An 18,009-nucleotide genomic window follows, 5' to 3' on the forward strand; every position below is an offset into this window, starting at 1 on the left:
ACCCGCTGTCGACTGACGTGGGGTGGCGGGCCTCACCGCTCGGGTTCGTTGCGGTGATCATCGACCGGCCGCGTACCCCTGCATGCCACGCGGGTTGGCCGCAGCGACAAGCATTCCGTCGTCCCTGAATCCGGCCGCGCTGACCCGGCCGAGGCTCCAGGGCCCGGCGACCTGAACGTCATGGCCACGAGCGCGAAGTTCGGCGATCACCCCATCACCCACCCGATCTTCAACAATCAGACCTCCGGGGACGAAGGTTCGTGGGAAGAAGGAAGACGGCAGATGCGTGGAGTGCCAGGACGCCGCATCGATGGCTTCCTGAAGGTTCATTCCGTGCACGAGCAGGTTAAGAAGGAACGGCACGGTCCATTGATCCTGCTGGTCTCCACCCGGCGTACCGAAAGCAAGGTAAGGCGCGCCGTCGCGCAGCAGCATGCCGGGGCTCAGTGTCGTCCGCGGTCGCTTCCGAGGCGCGATCGAATTGGGTAGACCCTGCTCAAGCCAGAACATCTGTGCCCGCGTCGGGAGCGAGAACCCGAGGCCCGGGATCGCCGGAGAACTCTGTAGCCACCCTCCACTCGGGGTGACGGCGACCATGTTCCCCCACCGGTCAACGACATCGAGGTGACATGTATCGCCGCGCACCACGCCCATACCGCTGAGCGTCGGCTCCCCTGTTCCTGCCGCTCCGTCGATGACGCGCTGGGTGAAGATCGCCTCAGAGAGTCGGGGAGTACGCCCGCCCGGTGCCCCCGGGCGCAGCTGCATCGAGGCCTCGGGCCCGACGAGCGCGGCCCGTTCGCGCGCGTAGGCATCGGATAGGAGAATTTCGAGGGGCACATCACTGAACCGTGGATCGCCGTAGTACGCCTCGCGGTCTGCAAAAGCGAGCTTGGCAGTCTCTGCAACGGCGTGCACCATCTGCGCCGAGGCGGGCGCTCCGGTGTCCTGATGGGCCAGCATGGCGAGTTGTTGCAGGAGGACGGGGCCCTGTCCCCAAGTGTCGGTCTTGGCGACCGTGACGCCGGCGAACTCGACCGTTGCGGGCCGTTCCCAAGAGGGCTCCCATTCCGCCAGATCGGCGCCGGTCAGCAGACCGGCATGATCTTGACCCGTGGTGTCGCGGACGGGCTGCCTCATCCACGAGTCGACCGCATCCGCGACGAAGCCCCGATAGAAGATGTCCCGTGCACGGGCCATGACCGTCTCGCGTGTACCGCCGCCCGCGTGTGCCGCCTGCACGATTCGCTCGAGAGTGTCGGCTAGTGCGGGGTTGCTGAAGCGCGATCGACCCGCGGGAACCTTGCCGCCTGGCACGTATATCTCCGCGGAGGACACCCAGTGCGACGCGAAGAGTTGGGCAACAGAACCGATCGCCATAGACGCGTCGGGCAGGAGCGGATACCCGTCCCGGGCGTAACCAATGGCGAAGCGTGCGATTCGTTCGAGCGGGAGAGTGCCGTGCCGCTCCAGCATGCTGAGCCACGCGCCAAAGGCGCCTGGAACGACCGCGGCCAGGTGTCCGGTGCCCGGGATGACGTCGAGTCCGAGTTCTTCGAACGCCGAGCTGGTAGCTGCGGCTGGCGCTGATCCTTGGCCGCACAAGACCCACGGCTCTCCGCTCGCCACATCGAAGCCCAGAATGGGGGCGTCACCTCCGAGGCCGTTGAGGTGCGGCTCCACGACGTGCATCACGAGACCCGCGGCTGCGGCAGCGTCGAACGCGTTGCCACCTTCTTCCAGCACGGCCATACCTGCGGCCGATGCGAGCCAGTGGGTTGAGGCGACCATGCCGAAGGTTCCCGCAAGTTCCGGACGAGTGGTGAAACGCATGGGTGAGTGTCCTTTCACGGGAGGATGTGCGGCCGGCGCCTAGACGGCGGTGAGCCTTCAGAGGTGCACAGCGCGTGTGCCCGCTGACGGCGAGATGGAGCGGCCGACCGGCGGAGCGCCGAACGGCGGCCCGCCGGCGCGAGTCAAGCGACTTCCCAAACCCCAAGGTCGGCGAGGAGCGCTGCCCGCAGACGCAAGAACTCATCCCCCGCCTTCTGGCGCGGATGCGGCAGATCGATCGCGGTATCGGATATGAACTGCCCCGCGTCCATGACGAGGACGCGGTCGGCGAGGAGGATCGCCTCTTCCACGTCGTGGGTGACGAGCAGGACGCCCGGTCGATGGGCGCGATAAAGCTCCAGCAGCAGCGCGTGCATTCGGATTTTCGTCAGAGCATCGAGAGCCCCGAAGGGCTCGTCGAGCACCATCAGTTGCGGCTCCCGGATAAGTGCGCGCGCCAGAGACGCGCGCTGGGCCTCACCGCCGGAAAGAGTCAGCGGCCACGCATCGCTGCGGTGGTCGAGCCCCACCTCGCGCAGCGTCGCTTCTGCCCTATCGCGCAGACGAGACCCTTTCAGACCGAGGGCGACGTTCCGCCAGACCTTCTTCCAAGGCAGTAGACGCGGCTCTTGGAACCCCACGGCGAGGCGGTCCGTGACGGTGACCTGGCCCGTCGCGCCCTGATCGAGCCCGGTGACGATGCGCAGCAGGGTGCTCTTACCCGTCCCGGACCGCCCGAGGAGAGCAACGAATTCGCCACGCTCGATGTCCAGGTCGATGTCGGAAAGCACCTGGGTCTCCCCGAAAGAGCGCGACACCGAGCGCAAGGACACGACACGGGACCCCTTTGCCGACGGTGTGGCCAGATCATCGTGCATGGTCACGACGACTCCAATCCCTGGCGCCAGGCGAGGGCGCGCTTCTCGATTACGCGGACGAGCAGGTCGGACAGATAGCCCGCAAGTGCATAGATGAGGATTCCCAAGACGATCACGTCTGTGCGCAGATAGAGGCGCGCGTTGTTCATGAGATAGCCGACGCCCTCAGAGGCATTGACCTGCTCGCTGATGACCAGCACGAGCCACGCCACACCAAGCGACATGCGGAGTCCCGTGAGGAAACCAGGGAGCGCACCGGGGAGGACGATGTGGCGGATGCGCGCCATGGGCGACAAGCGAACGATGACCCCGACTTCGAACAGTTTCCGGTCGACACCGCGAATGCCGGCATACGTATTCAGATAGACCGGGAATACCACCGCGAGGGCGATCATCAGCACCTTCGAGGGTTCGCCTATACCGAACCAGAGGATGAACAACGGCACGAGAGCCAGCACCGGTACCGTACGCATCATCTGCATGATCGGATCGATGAGCGCGTCACCGACCTTCCACAGGCCAGCCAGCACCGCGAGTACAAGACCTACCCCGACGCCAAGGATGAGCGCGAGACCGATGCGCTGCAATGAGACGAGCAAGTGCACTTGAAGCTCGCCGGTGGACCACAACTCCCATCCGGTCCTCACCACCTCCAGGGGCGGGGGCAGGACTGTGACGGGGATGAACCCGGTCATGGCCGCGATCTGCCAGATGACGAGCAGCGCAAGCGGCCCGACGGTTCGGAGAGGCCGCATGCGCGACCACCACGTCGCGCGCCGCGGTACCGAGAGCGTTGCAGTGACGGTCGGAGCCGCGCCAGCTCCGGGAATCAGTTTGGGAGAGGACATGACGACCGACTAGTCCGTCGCAGCCGACCCGTCGAAGATGATGTCCTCGACCTCGAATGTCTTTGTGAGAGTACCCGTCTCGTGCCAGGAGTCGATGCTCTCCTGGAGCTCCGCGCGCGTGTCCTCGTCGTACGCCTCGTATACGAAGAGCGTTTCAAGCAGGTAATCGAGCTGTTCCGGGCTGAAGTCGTTCGCGGCCTTCTGGATCGCGAGATACTCGTCCGGATCCTCCAGAACATGGGCGCCACCTGCGGCGTACCCCTCCAGCACCGCTGCCGTCACCTCAGGGTTTGCCTCGGCGAAGTCGCGGCGAACGACCAGCACCGGGTAGTCGAGCTTGCCCGTGAGTTCGTCGTCGCCCATCACCAGGATCCGGCCATTCATATTGTTGACCGCAGCCGGGATGAAGGTCGCGAAGGCCGCCCAGGCGTCGATGGATCCTTGAGTGAATGCTCCAGCGGCGTCGCCCGGACCGAGGTAGATCTTTTCAATCGAATCACTCGGCAAGCCCCGATTGAGCATCGCTTGGTCAACGATGTACTCGCCCGCAGCGCCCTTAGTGACAGCGACTGAGCGGCCCACGAGGTCCTCGATGGACTCGATGTCACTGTCGGCGGGGACCACGATCGATGAGCTCGAGCCCGCGGAACGCTTGCTCACACCGAGGAAGAGGTAGTCGCCTGATCCCGTCAGTCCGGTGAGAGCGCCAGAGGTGACAACGGTAGCGAAGTCGGCTGCTCCGCTATTCAGGGCTTCCAGCGCAGGCTCTGTCGAGGGGAAGTACCCGGCGTCGTCGGCGGTTCCGCCGACGGCCTCCACCGCTGTTGGAATGTCATCGAAGAGGAAACCAACGTTCGACCCGGGCGTCCCGACGGTGATGATCCGGGCAGTCACCGCGTCCCCACCCTCAGAGGATGCTGGCTGACCAGCGCACGCGGTTAGAACGAGTGCGCCCGCAGCCACGGCAGCGAGAGCGGTGAGGCGGAGTCGGCGATCGATGGGCACGGGGCCTCCAATAGGTCGGCTGGTCGAAGGTGCGCAGACCAGCGCTGGCGAACGAGGGCGAACAGACTTCTCGGCATTGCACCTCCCCTGGACCCACGGCGACCCGAAAGTCTCGCGATGTGGTTCGTATACGAACCGGGATTATGGCCACTATATACAGTTGTTGCGAGATTCCTCAACCAACAGAAGGATCGGCCGCTAGATGCGGCCGTGTAGGACCTTGCCCGCAACGACGGTGGCCTCGGCTTGCATGGATCGCAGAGCCGACACACTGCATGTGAGGGGATTGGCGCCGAGCACCACTAAATCGGCAGCCATCCCCGCCCGCAGCACCCCCCGCCATGATTCCTCGCGAGTCAGAAAGGCCCCACCGCGCACTGCGGCATGGAGTGCCTCTTCCCGACTGAGCGCGTTGTCAGGGTCGATGGCTGCACCGCCGGCGGTCATACGCTCTGTGACCGCCCATACGGACTCCCACAGGGAAATCGGCACGTTGTCGCTGCCGAAAGCAACGGTGACACCGGCCGCGCGGAGTTGCGGCAGCGGCAGGATCTGTCCCGGAGCTCCGGCGGTCCGAGCGAGGGCGTCGCCGGTGCGGTGAAGGAAGTAGGGCGCGATGGTGGTGACGACCAGTCCCAGTTTCGCGATCAATTCGATCTGAGGGGCGGACAGAATCGGGACGTGCCCGAGAACCCAGCGGAGTGGCGCCACGGGGATGTCGCGGTCGATCTCGTCGATGAGCGGTAGGAGGCGAGCGTCAATGCCCGCCACGCGGATCCCTGCTTCCGCCGCGGATCGAAGCAGATTCCGCGCCGCGTCGGGTGAGAGCGCCGCTCCCGCGCTGAAGCCTGCCCACCCCGTATGTGGCCGATGGCCGGCGCGCAGCGCGGCGTCACCAGTGCCATCATCCAGTTCGATGAAGACGCCCTGCAGCTCGAGCCTTGTCTGCAGAGCACCGAGCTTCGTTCGGCGTTCCGCCACGAGCCGCCCCACACCGCGCAGGTCGTGGCAGTTCCAATCTGGGCTCCAGATCAGGCTTGCTCTCAGCTCGCCCGACCCGTTTTCCCCGTACGCATCCAGCACCTCGTCGGCCAGTCCATGACCCTCGAAATAGGCCGTCGTTCCGAATGACGCGTATGCCGACCATCCTGCTCTAATTGCGGCGGCGCGCTGCTCGATGGTGAATGTGGGCGCTCGCGAGAGCAGGGTGTGCTCCACGATCGGGTTCCGCGTGTGCTCGACGAAAACCCCGGAGAACCGGCCGGACTCATCCCGCATGAGCTGCACAGCCGAACTAGGCGACACGATGCGCTCCGGATCGAGGTCGGCTGCCCGGAGAGCGGCAGTGTTCGCAACAGAGACGAGCGGGGCGTCGGGATTCCAGTAGCCCCAGATCGGCCGGATATACACAGGGTTGTCCGGCGCTACCGCATCGAGTTCGGTACGGGTAGGGACGAGCCGGTCACCACCGGGGGTTGCCTCGTCATAGTACGGCGGACTTCCCACCGGCCGGGTAACGATCCATTCACCGGGGGCTCGGGACGCAGCCGCTTCGGCAATAACCGCAAGCACGTCGGCGCGTGACCTGCAGTCTTCGAAGCCAGGCAGGTCGGAACCGAGGCTGTACCGATCGAGGTGTGCGTGCCCATCGGTGAGGCCAGGCATCACTACCCGTCCGCCGAGTTCCGTGGCACTTGCCTGATCGAGGCCGGCCTCCGCGAGGACCGCTCGATCGCTGCCCACCGCGATGATGGTGTCCCCCCGCCACGCCACCGCCGTCGCCTCCGAAGACCGGTCGTCGAACGAGAGAACACGGCCCCCGACGAGCGCGCGGGTCGATGGTGCGCCGGGCGTGGGCGCTGACCTGTCCTGAATCACGATGCGGACCCTCTCACGGAGTGGTTGCGAATCACGCTCAGGGAGAAGCGTGATCGTGCTGACGTACGGCCTCGTCTCATGCCGAGAGGTTGCTGGGAGGCACCGGGGAAACGTAGCCCCCCTCGCTCCGCGCACGGGCCACGGCATCCATCGCCGTCGGCTGCGCCGCGGCGCGGTGAACGTGCGCCGCCATGAGCGTCTCCGCCAGATCGGCGTCCCCAGCAGCGATCGCGTCGTGGATCTCACGGTGATCTCGCCAGAAGTACCGGTTGGCAGCGGGGATGGTGGCGGTATTGATCCATTCCGAGCGGTAGGAGAGCTGATGTACAAACCCGCCGAGGACTTCATTGCCGCAAGCGCTGGCCACACCATCGTGAAAGCGCGTATTCAGGCGGTGGAGCTTGTCCATCTGGCCGCGCGCGATGGCTTCCTCTCCAGCAACGAGGATGGCCTCGATGAGAGCCAAGTCTGCATCGGTGCGGTGGAGCGCCGCGAAGCGGGCCGTGTGCGGTTCGAGGATCGCGCGCGCGGTACGCACCTCGCGCGCCACCTGGTCCGTGAGCGCCTTCACAGTAGGGGACCCGTAGGGACGCAGGTCAATGAGGCCCTCCGCCGCAAGCGCACGTATCGCCTCACGGACTGGCACGCGGGAAACGCCGAACTGCGTAGCGAGGGCGGGCTCCGTGACCCGGGACCCGGGCGTCAGGCGACCGGTGATGATCTGATCGCGGATGGCATCGACGAGCGCGCTACCCCGCAACTCTGACTTCTGGGTGTCCGACACGATGTTTCCTCCACTTGGCGATGACCCGATCGTATACGACACCGTAGGCCTGCCTGTGAGACCGGTGAAGCGGGTTGGCCGCACAGGCGGAAATAGGCTCGTGTCCAGCGCAGCGGAACAATCCACGTCGCAAGTGATGTGGCGTGTATACGAATTTGTTACAGTCGCGCTCCGCACAAGAGCGCCAAAGGTCGCTCGCACGTCAGCGCGCCGGCGCGCATCCAGGACATCGCATGTCACCTCGTCGTCAGGGGTCATTGCCGAATGTCAGGACGACACGGCGGGGTCGTCGCTCACAGCTCCGGCGTGGGCGTTCTCCGCCACGAGCTGACCGGAGCTGCTGCCAAGGGGTTGAGGCAAGCCATCGCCAGACCTGGGCGACGGCACGCACCGGCGACCGCGGCGTCAGGCGCCCGAGAGCCGGAGGAGGAGTTCGTCGAGTAGCAGCGCCTCCCCCGCCGACAGCCCGGATCCGTCGCCGCCCAGGGTTGCACGGAGGGTGATCGCCAGCTGGGCGGTGTCGCAGTCGGCGATCGGCTCCGGCGCTGTGATCGCCGAGAACGCCGCGTCACGGGTGCGGACGGACAACGGCGCCAACGGGTCGATCACCCCATCCTCGATCAGCTGAAGGGTCACCCCGACCCCCGCTGCGTGGATCATCCGCGCTGCCTCCTCCGGCTCCATCATCAGCAGTCCCGCCCTGGCCGCCGCACCGACGAGGCCTCGGAGGATCTCATCCGCCTCCGCTCGCACATCGCCCAGCCTGGCGGAGGGCGCCATGCCGTACATCAGCCGGTAGTGAGCCGGGTACGTGAGCCCGAAGCCGACGTGGAGTTGCCACCCGTGGGCGAGGTCGGCGAGGGGGTCGTCCGTACGCTCGAGGCCCCGCTTCTGAGTGAAGTAGCGCTCGAACCCGTCCCGGACCACGTCATCCAGCAGGCCTCGCATGTCGCCGAAGAGGCGATAGATGGTCGGGGGCTGGACGTTCGCCGCCGCGCTCACCGACCGAGTCGTGACCGCGTCCAGACCGCCCTCCGCGAGGAGGCGAGCAGCGGCCGCAATGACGTTCTGACGGTGCTCGGAGGCTTTCGGCATGACCCAATGCTAACGATTCACTGTTATCGACGATTGCAGTACCGGCGGTATCGCTTTATCGTTATCGGCGTTACCCCATCCTACCGGCGTTACGTCACGAATCAGATGCGGACATCGACACGTCCGCGAGGTCCACTCCCAGCGACGACGCGAAGGGCACCCATTGCGCTCTCCCGAGACCCCTGCCGATTGGGAGACGCGGCTGTTCACGAGCGACGGCCACGCCTCTTGGCCCGACGTGCGTGTCGCGGAGTTCGCTCATCCCCCGAACGTGGAGGAGGCGCACCTCGAAGCTTCCGATCGCTTCAAGGTCGTCCTCGTCACCCAGGGAGAGGCGTCCATCCAGTCGCTGACCCCACTTCCTCGCCGCGCGTTCTACGTCCCGGGACGATTGGGCATGACCCCCGCGGGCCGATCCCCCCACCTGCGGTGGACGTCGGCGGTTCCCGTCGGACTCCGTACGATCCACGTCGAATTTCCGGAAGACGTTTTCGCGGACCCGCTGGGAGGCGACACGGCGTTCTCCGCTGACGAGCTGCCCGATCTTCTCGCGACGAACGACCCACTCCTGGAGGCGTGTGTCCGCGCACTGGAACGCGCCGCTCGAGAGGGGGCCGACGCTTTGTACGCCGAGTCGGCCGCCCGGTTCATGGCTGTCCACATTCTCGCTCGCCACAGCACGCGGCGCCTGCAAGAGCCCGGACCACTCGCCTCCGACTTCGGCGCTGTGATCGAGTACATCAGGACCGAACCGGGCGCCCCGATCTCGCTCAGCGACCTCGCGAAGATCGCCGGGCTCAGCGTCTATCACTTCTCCCGCGCGTTCCGTCGTGCCGTCGGGCAGACGCCATGGCAGTACGTGCTGGACAGCCGCCTGTCCGCTGCCCGCACGGCGTTGCACCAGACGGACGAGAGCATCGCCGCCGTCGCGGTGGATGCAGGATTCGCCACGCCCTCGCATTTCACGGCCGCGTTCCGCCGGCGCTACGGTGTGACGCCGAGCGCGTTCCGACGGGAGTTCCGGAGAACCCCTGCGGCCGATCCGGACGCACCGCTTCCCGTCGCGCTCGGGTAGGAGGCGAGGATGACGGTGGGGCCCCTCACCGCGTTGTGAAACCACCGTTCACGAAGAACGTCTGGCCGCTGGCCCACCGGCCATCGGTCAACAGGAAATAGAACCACGGAACGATGTCCTCGATGCGTGTGAGCCGGCCCTCCATCACCATGCTGCTGACCAGTTCCGCTTCGCCCTCGTGCGCGGCGTTCCAGAAGAAGGAGGTGTCCATCGGCCCCGGCGCGACGTTGTTGACCGAGATCCTCCGGCCGGCCAATTCCTTCGCGAGCGCTCGGACGTAGTGCTCGTTGGATGCCTTGGTTCCGGCGTACACCGAGTAGAGCGGCGTGAAGCCGGCGACGAGAGAAGTCACGGTGTTCAGGATCCTGCCGCCGTCTTCGACCTGCCGCGCCGCGGCTCGGAGCACGAGAAACGCGGCCTTGGTGTTGACCGCGATCATCTCGTCGGCGTCCTTCTCCTCGAACGACGTCATGTTCGTGCCCACCGCACGGCCGGCGGTGTTGACCACCCCGTAGAGGCTTCCATACGCATCAAGGGCGGTGGCGAAGACGCGATCGACTTGCGCAGAATCCGTTAGATCGGCTTGCGCGACCACCCCCGCACCACCCGAGGCTTCGACGGCTGCCACGGTCTCTTCCGCGGCCCCGGCTGTCGCCTCACTGTTGTAGTGGACGACGACGTTCGCTCCCTCCTCTCCGATCCGGCGGGCTATCGCGCCACCCAGATTGTTGGCGCCCCCGGTGATGATGACGGTCTTGCCCGAAAGTGTGCTCATGGGGGAACGATACGAAAGACGACGCGCACGACACCGCCCGGCTCTTGCGGGGATTCCGTCGGAATATTGCTCCCGTCGCCCTGGGGCTAGATCTGCCCCACGCGCTCGAGGGAATCGACCAAGTAGATGAGCGGGTGACACTTCAACTCCTCGGCGGAGACGGGGTCGCCCTGCTCCTCCAGGTAGGAGGCCGTTGCATAGAAGGCCGAGTCGTAAGCGCACAGGTCTCTACGTAGAGCCGACTCTTGGGCCGTTCACCGATGATGACCGCGAGGTCGAAGTACGCCTGACGCACATTCAGATGCTGAGCGCCTGTGACCAGTTCGACATTCAGACCGGGATGCCTCGCCCGGAGCTTCGTCAGAGCCGGTGTGACGAAACGCGTCCCCAAGCCGTCGGCAGCCGTGATGCGAATAGTGCCCGTAACGGCTCGCTCCGCGACCCCGGCCACAGATTGCGCGGCTCTCTCGACCGCCTCTTCATTCCTCCGCGAGGCTCCGACCTGCAGCAACGAGCCGGCCGGTGCGCGCCACCGCCGCGAGGTAGCGCAGATCATCCGCGCGAACGCTCGTGACGTCGACCTTGTGCAACACAGCGAACCCCCCGATTCCCCGTGCGGATCTGCACAGCGGCTGTGCGAACCCGCCTCTTTGTGCGCGGCAGACCTACTCCTACAGTCGGAGGATTCGCGGACGATCCTCCGCAACGCGCAACCGATATGGAGACAACGTATGAGCAGACCCACCATCGTCCTGGTCCACGGAGCCTTCGCCGACGCGGGGAGCTGGACCCCCGTCACTCGGGAACTCCTCGATCGCGGCTACCGAGTGGTCGTTCCCCCGAACCACCTGCGGACGCTCGCCGGCGATGCCGCGAGCGTCCGCCTGGTCGTGGAGGCCGTTGACGGCCCCGTCCTCCTCGTGGGTCATTCCTACGGTGGCGCAGTGATCACGGTTGCGGGAGCCGCCGAGAACGTCGTCGGCCTCGTCTACATCGCCGGCTACGCTCCGGACGAGGGCGAGAGCGCCGCCGACATGGGTGCCCGCTACCCCGATTCCGAGCTTCTGGAGCACATCGTCACCCTCCCCAACCCGGTTCCCGGGCGAGAGGACGGGGTCGACCTCTCCGTCGATCCCGAATGGTTCCTGCCGGTTTTCGCCGCCGGACTCGACCCCCGTACGGCGGAGGTGCTCGCCGTATCCCAGCGCTCGTTCGCCGACGCCGCCCTCACCGGGAAAGCCACGGCCGCCGCGTGGAAGACGAAGCCGAGCTGGGGCCTCCTGGCGACAGCCGACAAGACCATCAACCCGGATGTCGAGCGTTTCGGGTACGAGCGCGCGGGGACGCAGGTCGTCGAGGTCGAGGCTCCGCATCTCGCGATGCTGACCCACCCGACGGAAGTCGTAGAGCTCATCGAGACCGCGGCGGGAGCAGTCAGCTCCGAGGCCGCCGCCTGACGAGGAGTCCCATGCCGAACCCGCCGTCGCCGACCCTCCCGCCCGACGATCCAGGTCGCGCGCTCACCATCTCCAACGAAGAGCAGACGGACTGGATCTTCCTCGCTGGCGACGTCTACGGTCTGATCATCACGGGTGAACAGACCGCCGGAGGGTATTGCCTGATCGAAATGCGCGTTCCCCCTGGGGGCGGCCCGCCGCCGCACCGGCACGACTTCGAGGAGCTGTTCACGATCCTCGAAGGCACGATCACGTTCACCTTCCGTGGCGAAGAGGTCTCCGCACGCGCCGGGCAGAGCGTCAACATCCCGGCGAACGCCCCGCATTTCTTTCGGAACACCTCCGACGCCGGTGCCGTGATGCTGTGCGTGTGCGCGCCAGCTGGACAAGACGAGTACTTCCGTCGAGTCGGGGTGGCGCTGGACGGTCCGGACGCTCAACCTCCGCACCTGTCTGACGCCGAAATCTCCGAGGGCCGGCGTCGAGCTGCCGAACTGGCTGCCAGCTTTCGGACGCAGATTCTCTCGGACGGCACAGGCGACTGAAGGAGAAATGTCCTCTGTTCGACGACGTGGGCTGACCCAGGAGCCGGCGAGCGGCCTCGACGAGCGGCTCCCTCCGAGCGCGTCAGCCGGGGAGCAGCGTCTCGAACAGCTCGGCGGCGCGGGGCGCACCGCCGCGGCTGCGCAGGTCGGCACCGACCTGGGACGCCGCGTACCGGTACGTGGGGTCCTCCATGACCAGGTCGAAGGCGTGGCCGATGGCTGCTGCAGAGGGCGTGCCGGTCCGCAGGTTGACGCCGGCGCCCGACCACGCCACGCGCGCTGCGATCTCGGGCTTGTCCAGGTCACCACCCCCGATCACGAGAGGAATGCCGCGGCTCAGCGCCGCGAGCACGCCTCCCCACCCGCCGTTGGTCACGACGACGTCAACGTGGGGAAGAAGCTCGGCATAGGGGAGAAACCCCGCGATGCGGGCGTTCGAGGGGACCGTGAACGGCAGCGCGTCGCGGTCGGGGATGCCCGTAGCGACCACGACGAGCACGTCCCTGCCGCTCAGCGCCTCGAGGGCGGGGCGGATGAGGTCGTCGGGGTTGATGTTCTGCGTTCCCTGCGTGACATGCACCACCGTGCGATCATCGAGCTCGCCCCACCAGTCGGGAAGCGACGGCGGCCTGGCCGGCGGCTGCTGGGCGGCGCCCACGAAGTGGACGGAGCCCGGCCGGTCGTCTCGCGCGTAGTCGAGCAGGGGCGAACCGCTGGCGACGACGAGCCGCGGCGAGAAGACCGCCCTGTCGAAGGTCAGGGGCGACGGGGGAAGTCCGCTCGCCGCCCGCGCCTCGGCGAGCGGCCTGCGTAGGGGTCGCGAGAGGAGAGGGACAGCGGCACGGAGCGCCGCATCCCGCGCCTTCGTGAGGGCATTGCGGCCCGGTGCGATGCCCAGACCGCTGGGAGGGCCACCCGGGCCCACCATGTTCAGGGGAAGCACCGCGAAGGTCCCCCACGGGCACCCCGTCTTCTCCGCGAAGAACACGGCACCGACGGACACCTCGTCGCCGACGATCGCGTCCCAGGGCGCACGTTCCCACTCGGCCATCAAGTCGGAGACCTGGGCGGGGGCGGTCCGGATGAAGACATCGACGACGTTGATGAGAAGCTGCCGCGCCCCCTTCTTGCCGACGAGACGAGGAAAGGTCGACGCCAGATCGTTCTCGTCGAAGTCCGGCGGGGTATTCCACGGGACGAATGTCGCTCCGGTCTCCTGGATCCGTCCGCGAAAGGCCGACCCGCTGTAGAAGCGGACCTCGTGCCCGCGCGCGACGAGCGCGGTCGCCACCGCGCACAGCGGCGCGACATGACCGGTGAACGGTACGGCGGTCAGCATGAATCGGGACACAGCCACCCCCCGACCACAGTGTGCTCGCTTTGGCCGCTGGATCACAGGGGTGGTGGGCGACGGCCGGCGACGTGTGCGGCGCCGACCCCGTCGGAGCGTACCCGCAGGGCCGCCGCGCAGGCGTCATCCCGTCCGCGCGAATCAGTCGGGTGAACGCGGGAAGAACGCGGCAGAGTGTGAGCATGAGCGACACGGTTCCGCTGCGCCATGTGCCTCGGCCGCCCGGCCTGCACAGACTCGGCGGCCGCGAGTCGCGGTGGGTCGACGATGACGGTGTTCCGGTCACCGATCCCGAATCGCTCGCCCGACTGACGGGGCTGCACCTCCCGCCCGCCTGGACGCACGTCTGGGTGACAACGGATGCGTCGGCACCGCTGCAGGCCACGGGGATCGACGCCCGCGGGAGAACGCAGTATCGCTACTCCCCCGACGCGATCGCCCGCGCGAGCGAGGACAAGTACGCGCACCTCCAGCAGTTCGCTCGCGCTCTGCCGACGCTGCGGCAGCGGGTCGACGCCGACCTGCGTGACGCGGACACACCCCGCGTCACGGCAGTGACCGCCGCTGCGGTCCGCCTCCTGGACCGCGGGCTGTTCCGCGTCGGGAACGATCGGTACGCGCGGGACAATCACACCTTCGGATTGACCACCCTGACGACCGCGCACGTGACTGTGACGGGGGATGAGGTGGTGTTCGACTTCGTCGGAAAGGAACACATCGGCCATCACGTGGTCATCCGTGATCCGCAGGTGGCCAGGGTGCTGCGGGCTCGCCTCGATGACCATGCGGACCCCCAGAAATGGATCTTCTCCACATTCGACCCGCCCCATGTGCACCGGGTCGACAGCGCGACCGTGAACGCATACATCCATACGCATGCCGGGGTCGGATCCTCGGCCAAGACATTCCGCACGTGGGGGGCCACCGTGGCCGCGACGGCGCTCACGGCCGGAGCCGCGCTCCCCCCGTTGGACGTCCTCCGCATCCGCGACGACCTGCGCCCCTTCCACGGCGCGGCCTATCTGCTGGGCAACACCCCCGCCGTCGCCCGCGCCTCGTACGTACACCCCGCCGCGGTGGGTGTCGGTCGCAGCGCCGCGGTGCGCCGCGCCGTCCGCACCGCAGCCGACCGCTCGCAGTCCACCGACGTGCGGCATCTGCTCCACGATGAGGACCTCCACCATGCGGTCCTCGCCGGCCTGTTCAGGGTCGGCTGACGTGCATCAGCGTGGGGGCGGAAGGGGATTCCGCTAGACCTCGAAGTCGACCGCGAGCCGGGTGCGGTACAGACGGGCGATCACGGGCGAGACGGCCACGTGCGCCTCATGGTGACGGTACTCCTCGAAGTCCTCGAGGCTGTCGAAATCCATCGTCAGCACCAGATCGGCGTTCTCGTCGTGCAGCACCGCGTTCGCGTCCAGCCGCATGCTCCGGATGGCCGCGATGGCGTCGGGCAGCGGCGCCATCGCGTCGATGATCTGCTGCTGCATCCGCGTTCGCTCCGCCACGTCGTCCGAATCGAGCCGCCACATCACCACGTGCCTGAACATCACTCTCCCCCTAGGTGGGCCCAGGGTAACGCAACGGTTTGTGCGTCGTGCGTGTGTTGCGCGACAAGGCGCGACGGCTCGGTCGCGCCAGCCCCACATCGGCGGTGACCCGATGGGAGGCGCCCCTCACCGCCCGCGCACGTGGTTCCACTGCACGATGACCTCCGAGCCGTGTTCGTACCCGATCTCGCTGATCGCCGACGTGCCGAGGACGAAGTAGCGGCCACCCGCCGCGGTCAAGCCGAGCCACACGCCCGCCAGGGCGCGCAGGAAGTGCGAATGCGAGAACAGCAGCACCTGCTCGCCACGGAGAAGGCGAGGGCGGATGGACTCCAGCAGCGACTCGGCGCGAGCAGTGACCTGTGCGACGTTCTCACCCGGGCTGTCGCCCGCCGGTGTCCCCGCCTCCCAGACCGTCCAGGGGCGTCCGAGCTGTTCCACGATCTCGGGCGTGGTCAGGCCCTCGTATGCCCCGTAGTCCCACTCCACGAGCCGCGCGTCCTGGTGCGCGTCGGGGTACCCCGCGCGGCGGGCGGTCTCGACCGCTCTGTGCAGTGGGCTGGAGAGCACCAGATCGAAGCGCCGCGTAGCGAGAAGCGTCCCCGCCAGCTCTGCCTTGTACGCGCCGGTGTCCGTGAGGGGGATGTCCGTCAGCCCGGTGTGGCGCCCGTTTCGGCTCCACTCGGTTTCGCCATGCCGCACGAGCACGATGCGTCCCTCGGGTTCGGCGCCCGCTGTATCGATCATCCCCTCATCTTGCCGGGCGACGACCCGATAACGGCCCACACGACCGCTCGTGCCGGGACGCACTTCGCAGATTCGGCCCGATCGGGGAGGATGAAGCGGCGACACGACATTCGTCCGCCCCCCTCGCCCCGCAGCTACAGAACGAGAGCCCCACATGATCGCTCGATTTGAGGAACTCGACTGGCAGGAGACGCGGATGGGCGAGCTCAGCCTCCGCCGCCGCGCAGACCCGGCCACCGGGGAACTGATCTACGAGGTGAAGTTGAAGGACGAATACCTCATGTCGAGCCTGTTCACTCGCGCCGAGGAAGAGCTGGCGACCCTGGGCCTCGCCGCCGCAGAAGGCACTGACCTCGACGTGCTCGTGGGGGGTCTGGGGCTCGGATACACGGCCGTGACCGCGCTGCACGACAGCCGCGTACGAAAGCTGGATGTGATCGAGGCCCTCCCCGCGGTGATCGGGTGGCACGAGCGCGAACTGCTCCCGATGTCTGCGCAGCTTGTCAGAGACCCCCGGGCGACCCTGATCCACGACGATTTCTTCGCCGTGGTGCGCGGCACGCCTGGGCCCGAAGACGCCCGGTACGACGTCATCCTGCTCGATATCGATCACTCTCCGCGGCACACCCTCGATCCGAGTCACGCCGACCTCTACACCGCGGGAGGACTCGAATCCCTCGCGCGGCACCTCACCGACCGGGGCGTCTTCGCCCTGTGGTCGGACGACCCCCCAGACGCCGACTTCATGGCGACGCTCTCGTCGGTTCTCCATGACTGCGAGGCCCACGTCGTGGCCTTCGACAACCGTCTCACCGGCGGAACGTCGTCGAACACGATCTACGTGGGGACCCGGGCGTAGGCCGACGTACTACGCGCCTGCCGCGCCCGTCCACCCCTTTCTCCTGGGTGCGTCCTGGATCATGCTGGAGTGTGCAATACACGGATGACCTCGGCGCCTGGGTGGCGCGGCAGCGATGGTACTCAGGCAAGAGCCACGAACCCCGGTTCCGGATCCTCGACGCCCAGCCTGCCCCTGCGGCCACGCGCTACCTGATCATGGATGACGCCGGGTCACTGCCAGCGCTCTACCACGTCCCCCTGTCGGCCGTGGCATCTCCCACGGCAGCGGATGACGTCATCGGGCACGACGCCGACGGCTATCTCGTCGATGCGACCCGGCATCCGGCCTTCGCCACCGGGATGCTCGCAGAGATGGGGGTCGATGTCACCCGAGTGACGGGCTCGCGGGTGCTCACGGGCGAGCAGTCCAACACGTCGATCGTGTTCGAAGAGGACGGGCAGCCGACGATCATCCTCAAGCTCTTCCGCACCCTTCACCACGGCGAGAATCCTGACGTCACCGTCCAGCGCGTGCTGAGCGACGCGGGGTCGCCGTTCGTGCCGCGCTTCCTGGGGAGCCTCGAGGCCGAGTGGCCAGATGTCGGGCGCGAGTCCGGCATCGCGCGCGGCACCCTGGGTTTCGCGCAGGATTTCATCCGTGACGTGCGTGACGGCTGGGCGGTCGCGCTCGAGGCCGCGCGGGAGGGGCGGGACTTCACCGAGGCCGCGCGCGATCTGGGTATCGCCGTCGCCGGGGTGCACGGAGCTCTCGGCGCGGCGCTGGAGACGGTGGATGCCCAACCGGACGACGTGACGGCCACCGCGGCCGCGTGGGGGCGGCGGCTCGCGGACGCTGCGACCGAGGTGCCCGCCGTCGCCGACCGGCGGGCTGCAATCGAAGCCGTCTACCAGGCCGCGCTCGACCGCCCGTGGCCGCCGCTGCAGCGCATCCACGGCGACCTGCATCTCGGCCAGGTGCTCGCGGTGCCGGGTGGCGGATGGCGGATCGTCGACTTCGAGGGAGAGCCCCTCCGCCCGATGGAGGAGCGCGCGATCCCCGACCTTCCTCCCCGCGACGTCGCCGGGATGCTCCGATCCTTCGACTACGCCAGCGCGGTGGCCGGCGGTCCCGATGCGGGCGACTGGGCCGCCGACTGCCGCGCGGCGTTCGTCGACGCCTACGCCGGTGCTGCCGGATCGGTCGCTCTCGACCCGATGCTGCTCCGGGCGCTCGTGCTCGACAAGGCGGTCTACGAGTCGATCTACGAGGCGCGCAACCGCCCGGACTGGCTGCCCGTGCCGCTCGCCGGCATCGACGCTGCTCTCACCCCCGAGCCCCACCGCTGAG

The 18,009-nt window shown here is 67.4% G+C and carries 18 protein-coding genes; 6 read left to right on the plus strand and 12 right to left on the minus strand.

Annotation, left to right across the window (positions count from 1 at the left end; translation table 11 throughout):
• Positions 1–57: 57 nt before the first annotated feature.
• The 7 genes from AC4FS1_RS09935 to AC4FS1_RS09965 all read right to left on the minus strand — a co-directional run bounded on the left by AC4FS1_RS09935 (position 58) and on the right by AC4FS1_RS09965 (position 8,321).
• Positions 58–1,833, minus strand: a complete 1,776-nt coding sequence (locus AC4FS1_RS09935) for a gamma-glutamyltransferase family protein (RefSeq protein ID WP_491154625.1) — start codon at positions 1,831–1,833, stop codon at positions 58–60.
• Between the two features lie 143 nt (positions 1,834–1,976).
• Positions 1,977–2,711, minus strand: a complete 735-nt coding sequence (locus tag AC4FS1_RS09940; protein ID WP_491155698.1) for an ABC transporter ATP-binding protein — start codon at positions 2,709–2,711, stop codon at positions 1,977–1,979.
• A 2-nt stretch (positions 2,712–2,713) separates the two neighbouring features.
• Positions 2,714–3,406 carry an ABC transporter permease gene (locus tag AC4FS1_RS09945; protein ID WP_491154627.1) on the minus strand — a complete coding sequence of 231 codons (693 nt, stop codon included), beginning with the start codon at positions 3,404–3,406 and terminating at the stop codon, positions 2,714–2,716.
• A gap of 162 nt (positions 3,407–3,568) precedes the next feature.
• On the minus strand, positions 3,569–4,522 hold the full coding sequence (locus AC4FS1_RS09950; protein ID WP_491154629.1) for an ABC transporter substrate-binding protein: 954 nt from the start codon (positions 4,520–4,522) through the stop codon (positions 3,569–3,571).
• 240 nt (positions 4,523–4,762) lie between these two features.
• The gene (locus AC4FS1_RS09955; RefSeq protein ID WP_491154630.1) at positions 4,763–6,442 is read right to left on the minus strand and encodes an amidohydrolase; all 1,680 of its coding nucleotides are present in this window, start codon (positions 6,440–6,442) and stop codon (positions 4,763–4,765) included.
• A 76-nt stretch (positions 6,443–6,518) separates the two neighbouring features.
• Positions 6,519–7,226, minus strand: coding sequence for a GntR family transcriptional regulator (locus AC4FS1_RS09960; RefSeq protein WP_491154632.1), 708 nt, complete (start codon positions 7,224–7,226; stop codon positions 6,519–6,521).
• A gap of 405 nt (positions 7,227–7,631) precedes the next feature.
• The gene (locus AC4FS1_RS09965) at positions 7,632–8,321 is read right to left on the minus strand and encodes a TetR/AcrR family transcriptional regulator (protein WP_491154634.1); all 690 of its coding nucleotides are present in this window, start codon (positions 8,319–8,321) and stop codon (positions 7,632–7,634) included.
• A 163-nt stretch (positions 8,322–8,484) separates the two neighbouring features.
• On the opposite strand from AC4FS1_RS09965, the gene AC4FS1_RS09970 reads away from it, so the two are divergent.
• Positions 8,485–9,396, plus strand: coding sequence for a helix-turn-helix domain-containing protein (locus AC4FS1_RS09970; protein ID WP_491154636.1), 912 nt, complete (start codon positions 8,485–8,487; stop codon positions 9,394–9,396).
• 25 nt (positions 9,397–9,421) lie between these two features.
• On the opposite strand, the gene AC4FS1_RS09975 is transcribed toward AC4FS1_RS09970, so the two are convergent.
• Entirely contained in the window at positions 9,422–10,171 is a 750-nt protein-coding gene (locus AC4FS1_RS09975; protein ID WP_491154638.1) for an SDR family oxidoreductase, read from the minus strand.
• Positions 10,172–10,313: 142 nt separating this feature from the next.
• A complete protein-coding gene (locus AC4FS1_RS09980; protein ID WP_491154640.1) occupies positions 10,314–10,622 on the minus strand; it encodes a LysR substrate-binding domain-containing protein in 309 nt (102 codons plus the stop codon).
• A gap of 280 nt (positions 10,623–10,902) precedes the next feature.
• Here AC4FS1_RS09980 and AC4FS1_RS09985 point away from each other — a divergent pair, with 280 nt between their 5' ends.
• Both AC4FS1_RS09985 and AC4FS1_RS09990 read left to right on the plus strand, forming a co-directional pair.
• Complete coding sequence (locus AC4FS1_RS09985; RefSeq protein WP_491154642.1) at positions 10,903–11,628, plus strand: alpha/beta fold hydrolase; 726 nt, start codon at positions 10,903–10,905, stop codon at positions 11,626–11,628.
• Between the two features lie 11 nt (positions 11,629–11,639).
• A complete protein-coding gene (locus AC4FS1_RS09990) occupies positions 11,640–12,173 on the plus strand; it encodes a cupin domain-containing protein (RefSeq protein ID WP_491154644.1) in 534 nt (177 codons plus the stop codon).
• Positions 12,174–12,255: 82 nt separating this feature from the next.
• On the opposite strand, the gene AC4FS1_RS09995 is transcribed toward AC4FS1_RS09990, so the two are convergent.
• Complete coding sequence (locus tag AC4FS1_RS09995; RefSeq protein WP_491154645.1) at positions 12,256–13,530, minus strand: glycosyltransferase; 1,275 nt, start codon at positions 13,528–13,530, stop codon at positions 12,256–12,258.
• 176 nt (positions 13,531–13,706) lie between these two features.
• Here AC4FS1_RS09995 and AC4FS1_RS10000 point away from each other — a divergent pair, with 176 nt between their 5' ends.
• Positions 13,707–14,741: a DNA topoisomerase IB gene (locus AC4FS1_RS10000; protein ID WP_491154647.1), complete on the plus strand. Its 1,035-nt coding sequence runs from the start codon at positions 13,707–13,709 to the stop codon at positions 14,739–14,741.
• Between the two features lie 33 nt (positions 14,742–14,774).
• Here the strand turns inward: AC4FS1_RS10000 and AC4FS1_RS10005 are convergent, their stop codons facing one another.
• Both AC4FS1_RS10005 and AC4FS1_RS10010 read right to left on the minus strand, forming a co-directional pair.
• Positions 14,775–15,074, minus strand: a complete 300-nt coding sequence (locus AC4FS1_RS10005) for a Dabb family protein (RefSeq protein ID WP_491154649.1) — start codon at positions 15,072–15,074, stop codon at positions 14,775–14,777.
• A gap of 126 nt (positions 15,075–15,200) precedes the next feature.
• Entirely contained in the window at positions 15,201–15,821 is a 621-nt protein-coding gene (locus tag AC4FS1_RS10010; protein ID WP_491154651.1) for a histidine phosphatase family protein, read from the minus strand.
• Between the two features lie 154 nt (positions 15,822–15,975).
• Between AC4FS1_RS10010 and AC4FS1_RS10015 the strand changes: the two genes are divergently transcribed.
• Both AC4FS1_RS10015 and AC4FS1_RS10020 read left to right on the plus strand, forming a co-directional pair.
• Positions 15,976–16,680 (plus strand): spermidine synthase, encoded by a 705-nt coding sequence (locus tag AC4FS1_RS10015; RefSeq protein ID WP_491154653.1) that lies wholly within the window; start codon positions 15,976–15,978, stop codon positions 16,678–16,680.
• Between the two features lie 71 nt (positions 16,681–16,751).
• On the plus strand, positions 16,752–18,008 hold the full coding sequence (locus AC4FS1_RS10020; protein WP_491154655.1) for a phosphotransferase: 1,257 nt from the start codon (positions 16,752–16,754) through the stop codon (positions 18,006–18,008).
• Position 18,009: the final 1 nt, after the last annotated feature.

Source organism: Microbacterium sp. Z12_35 (assembly GCF_058310475.1).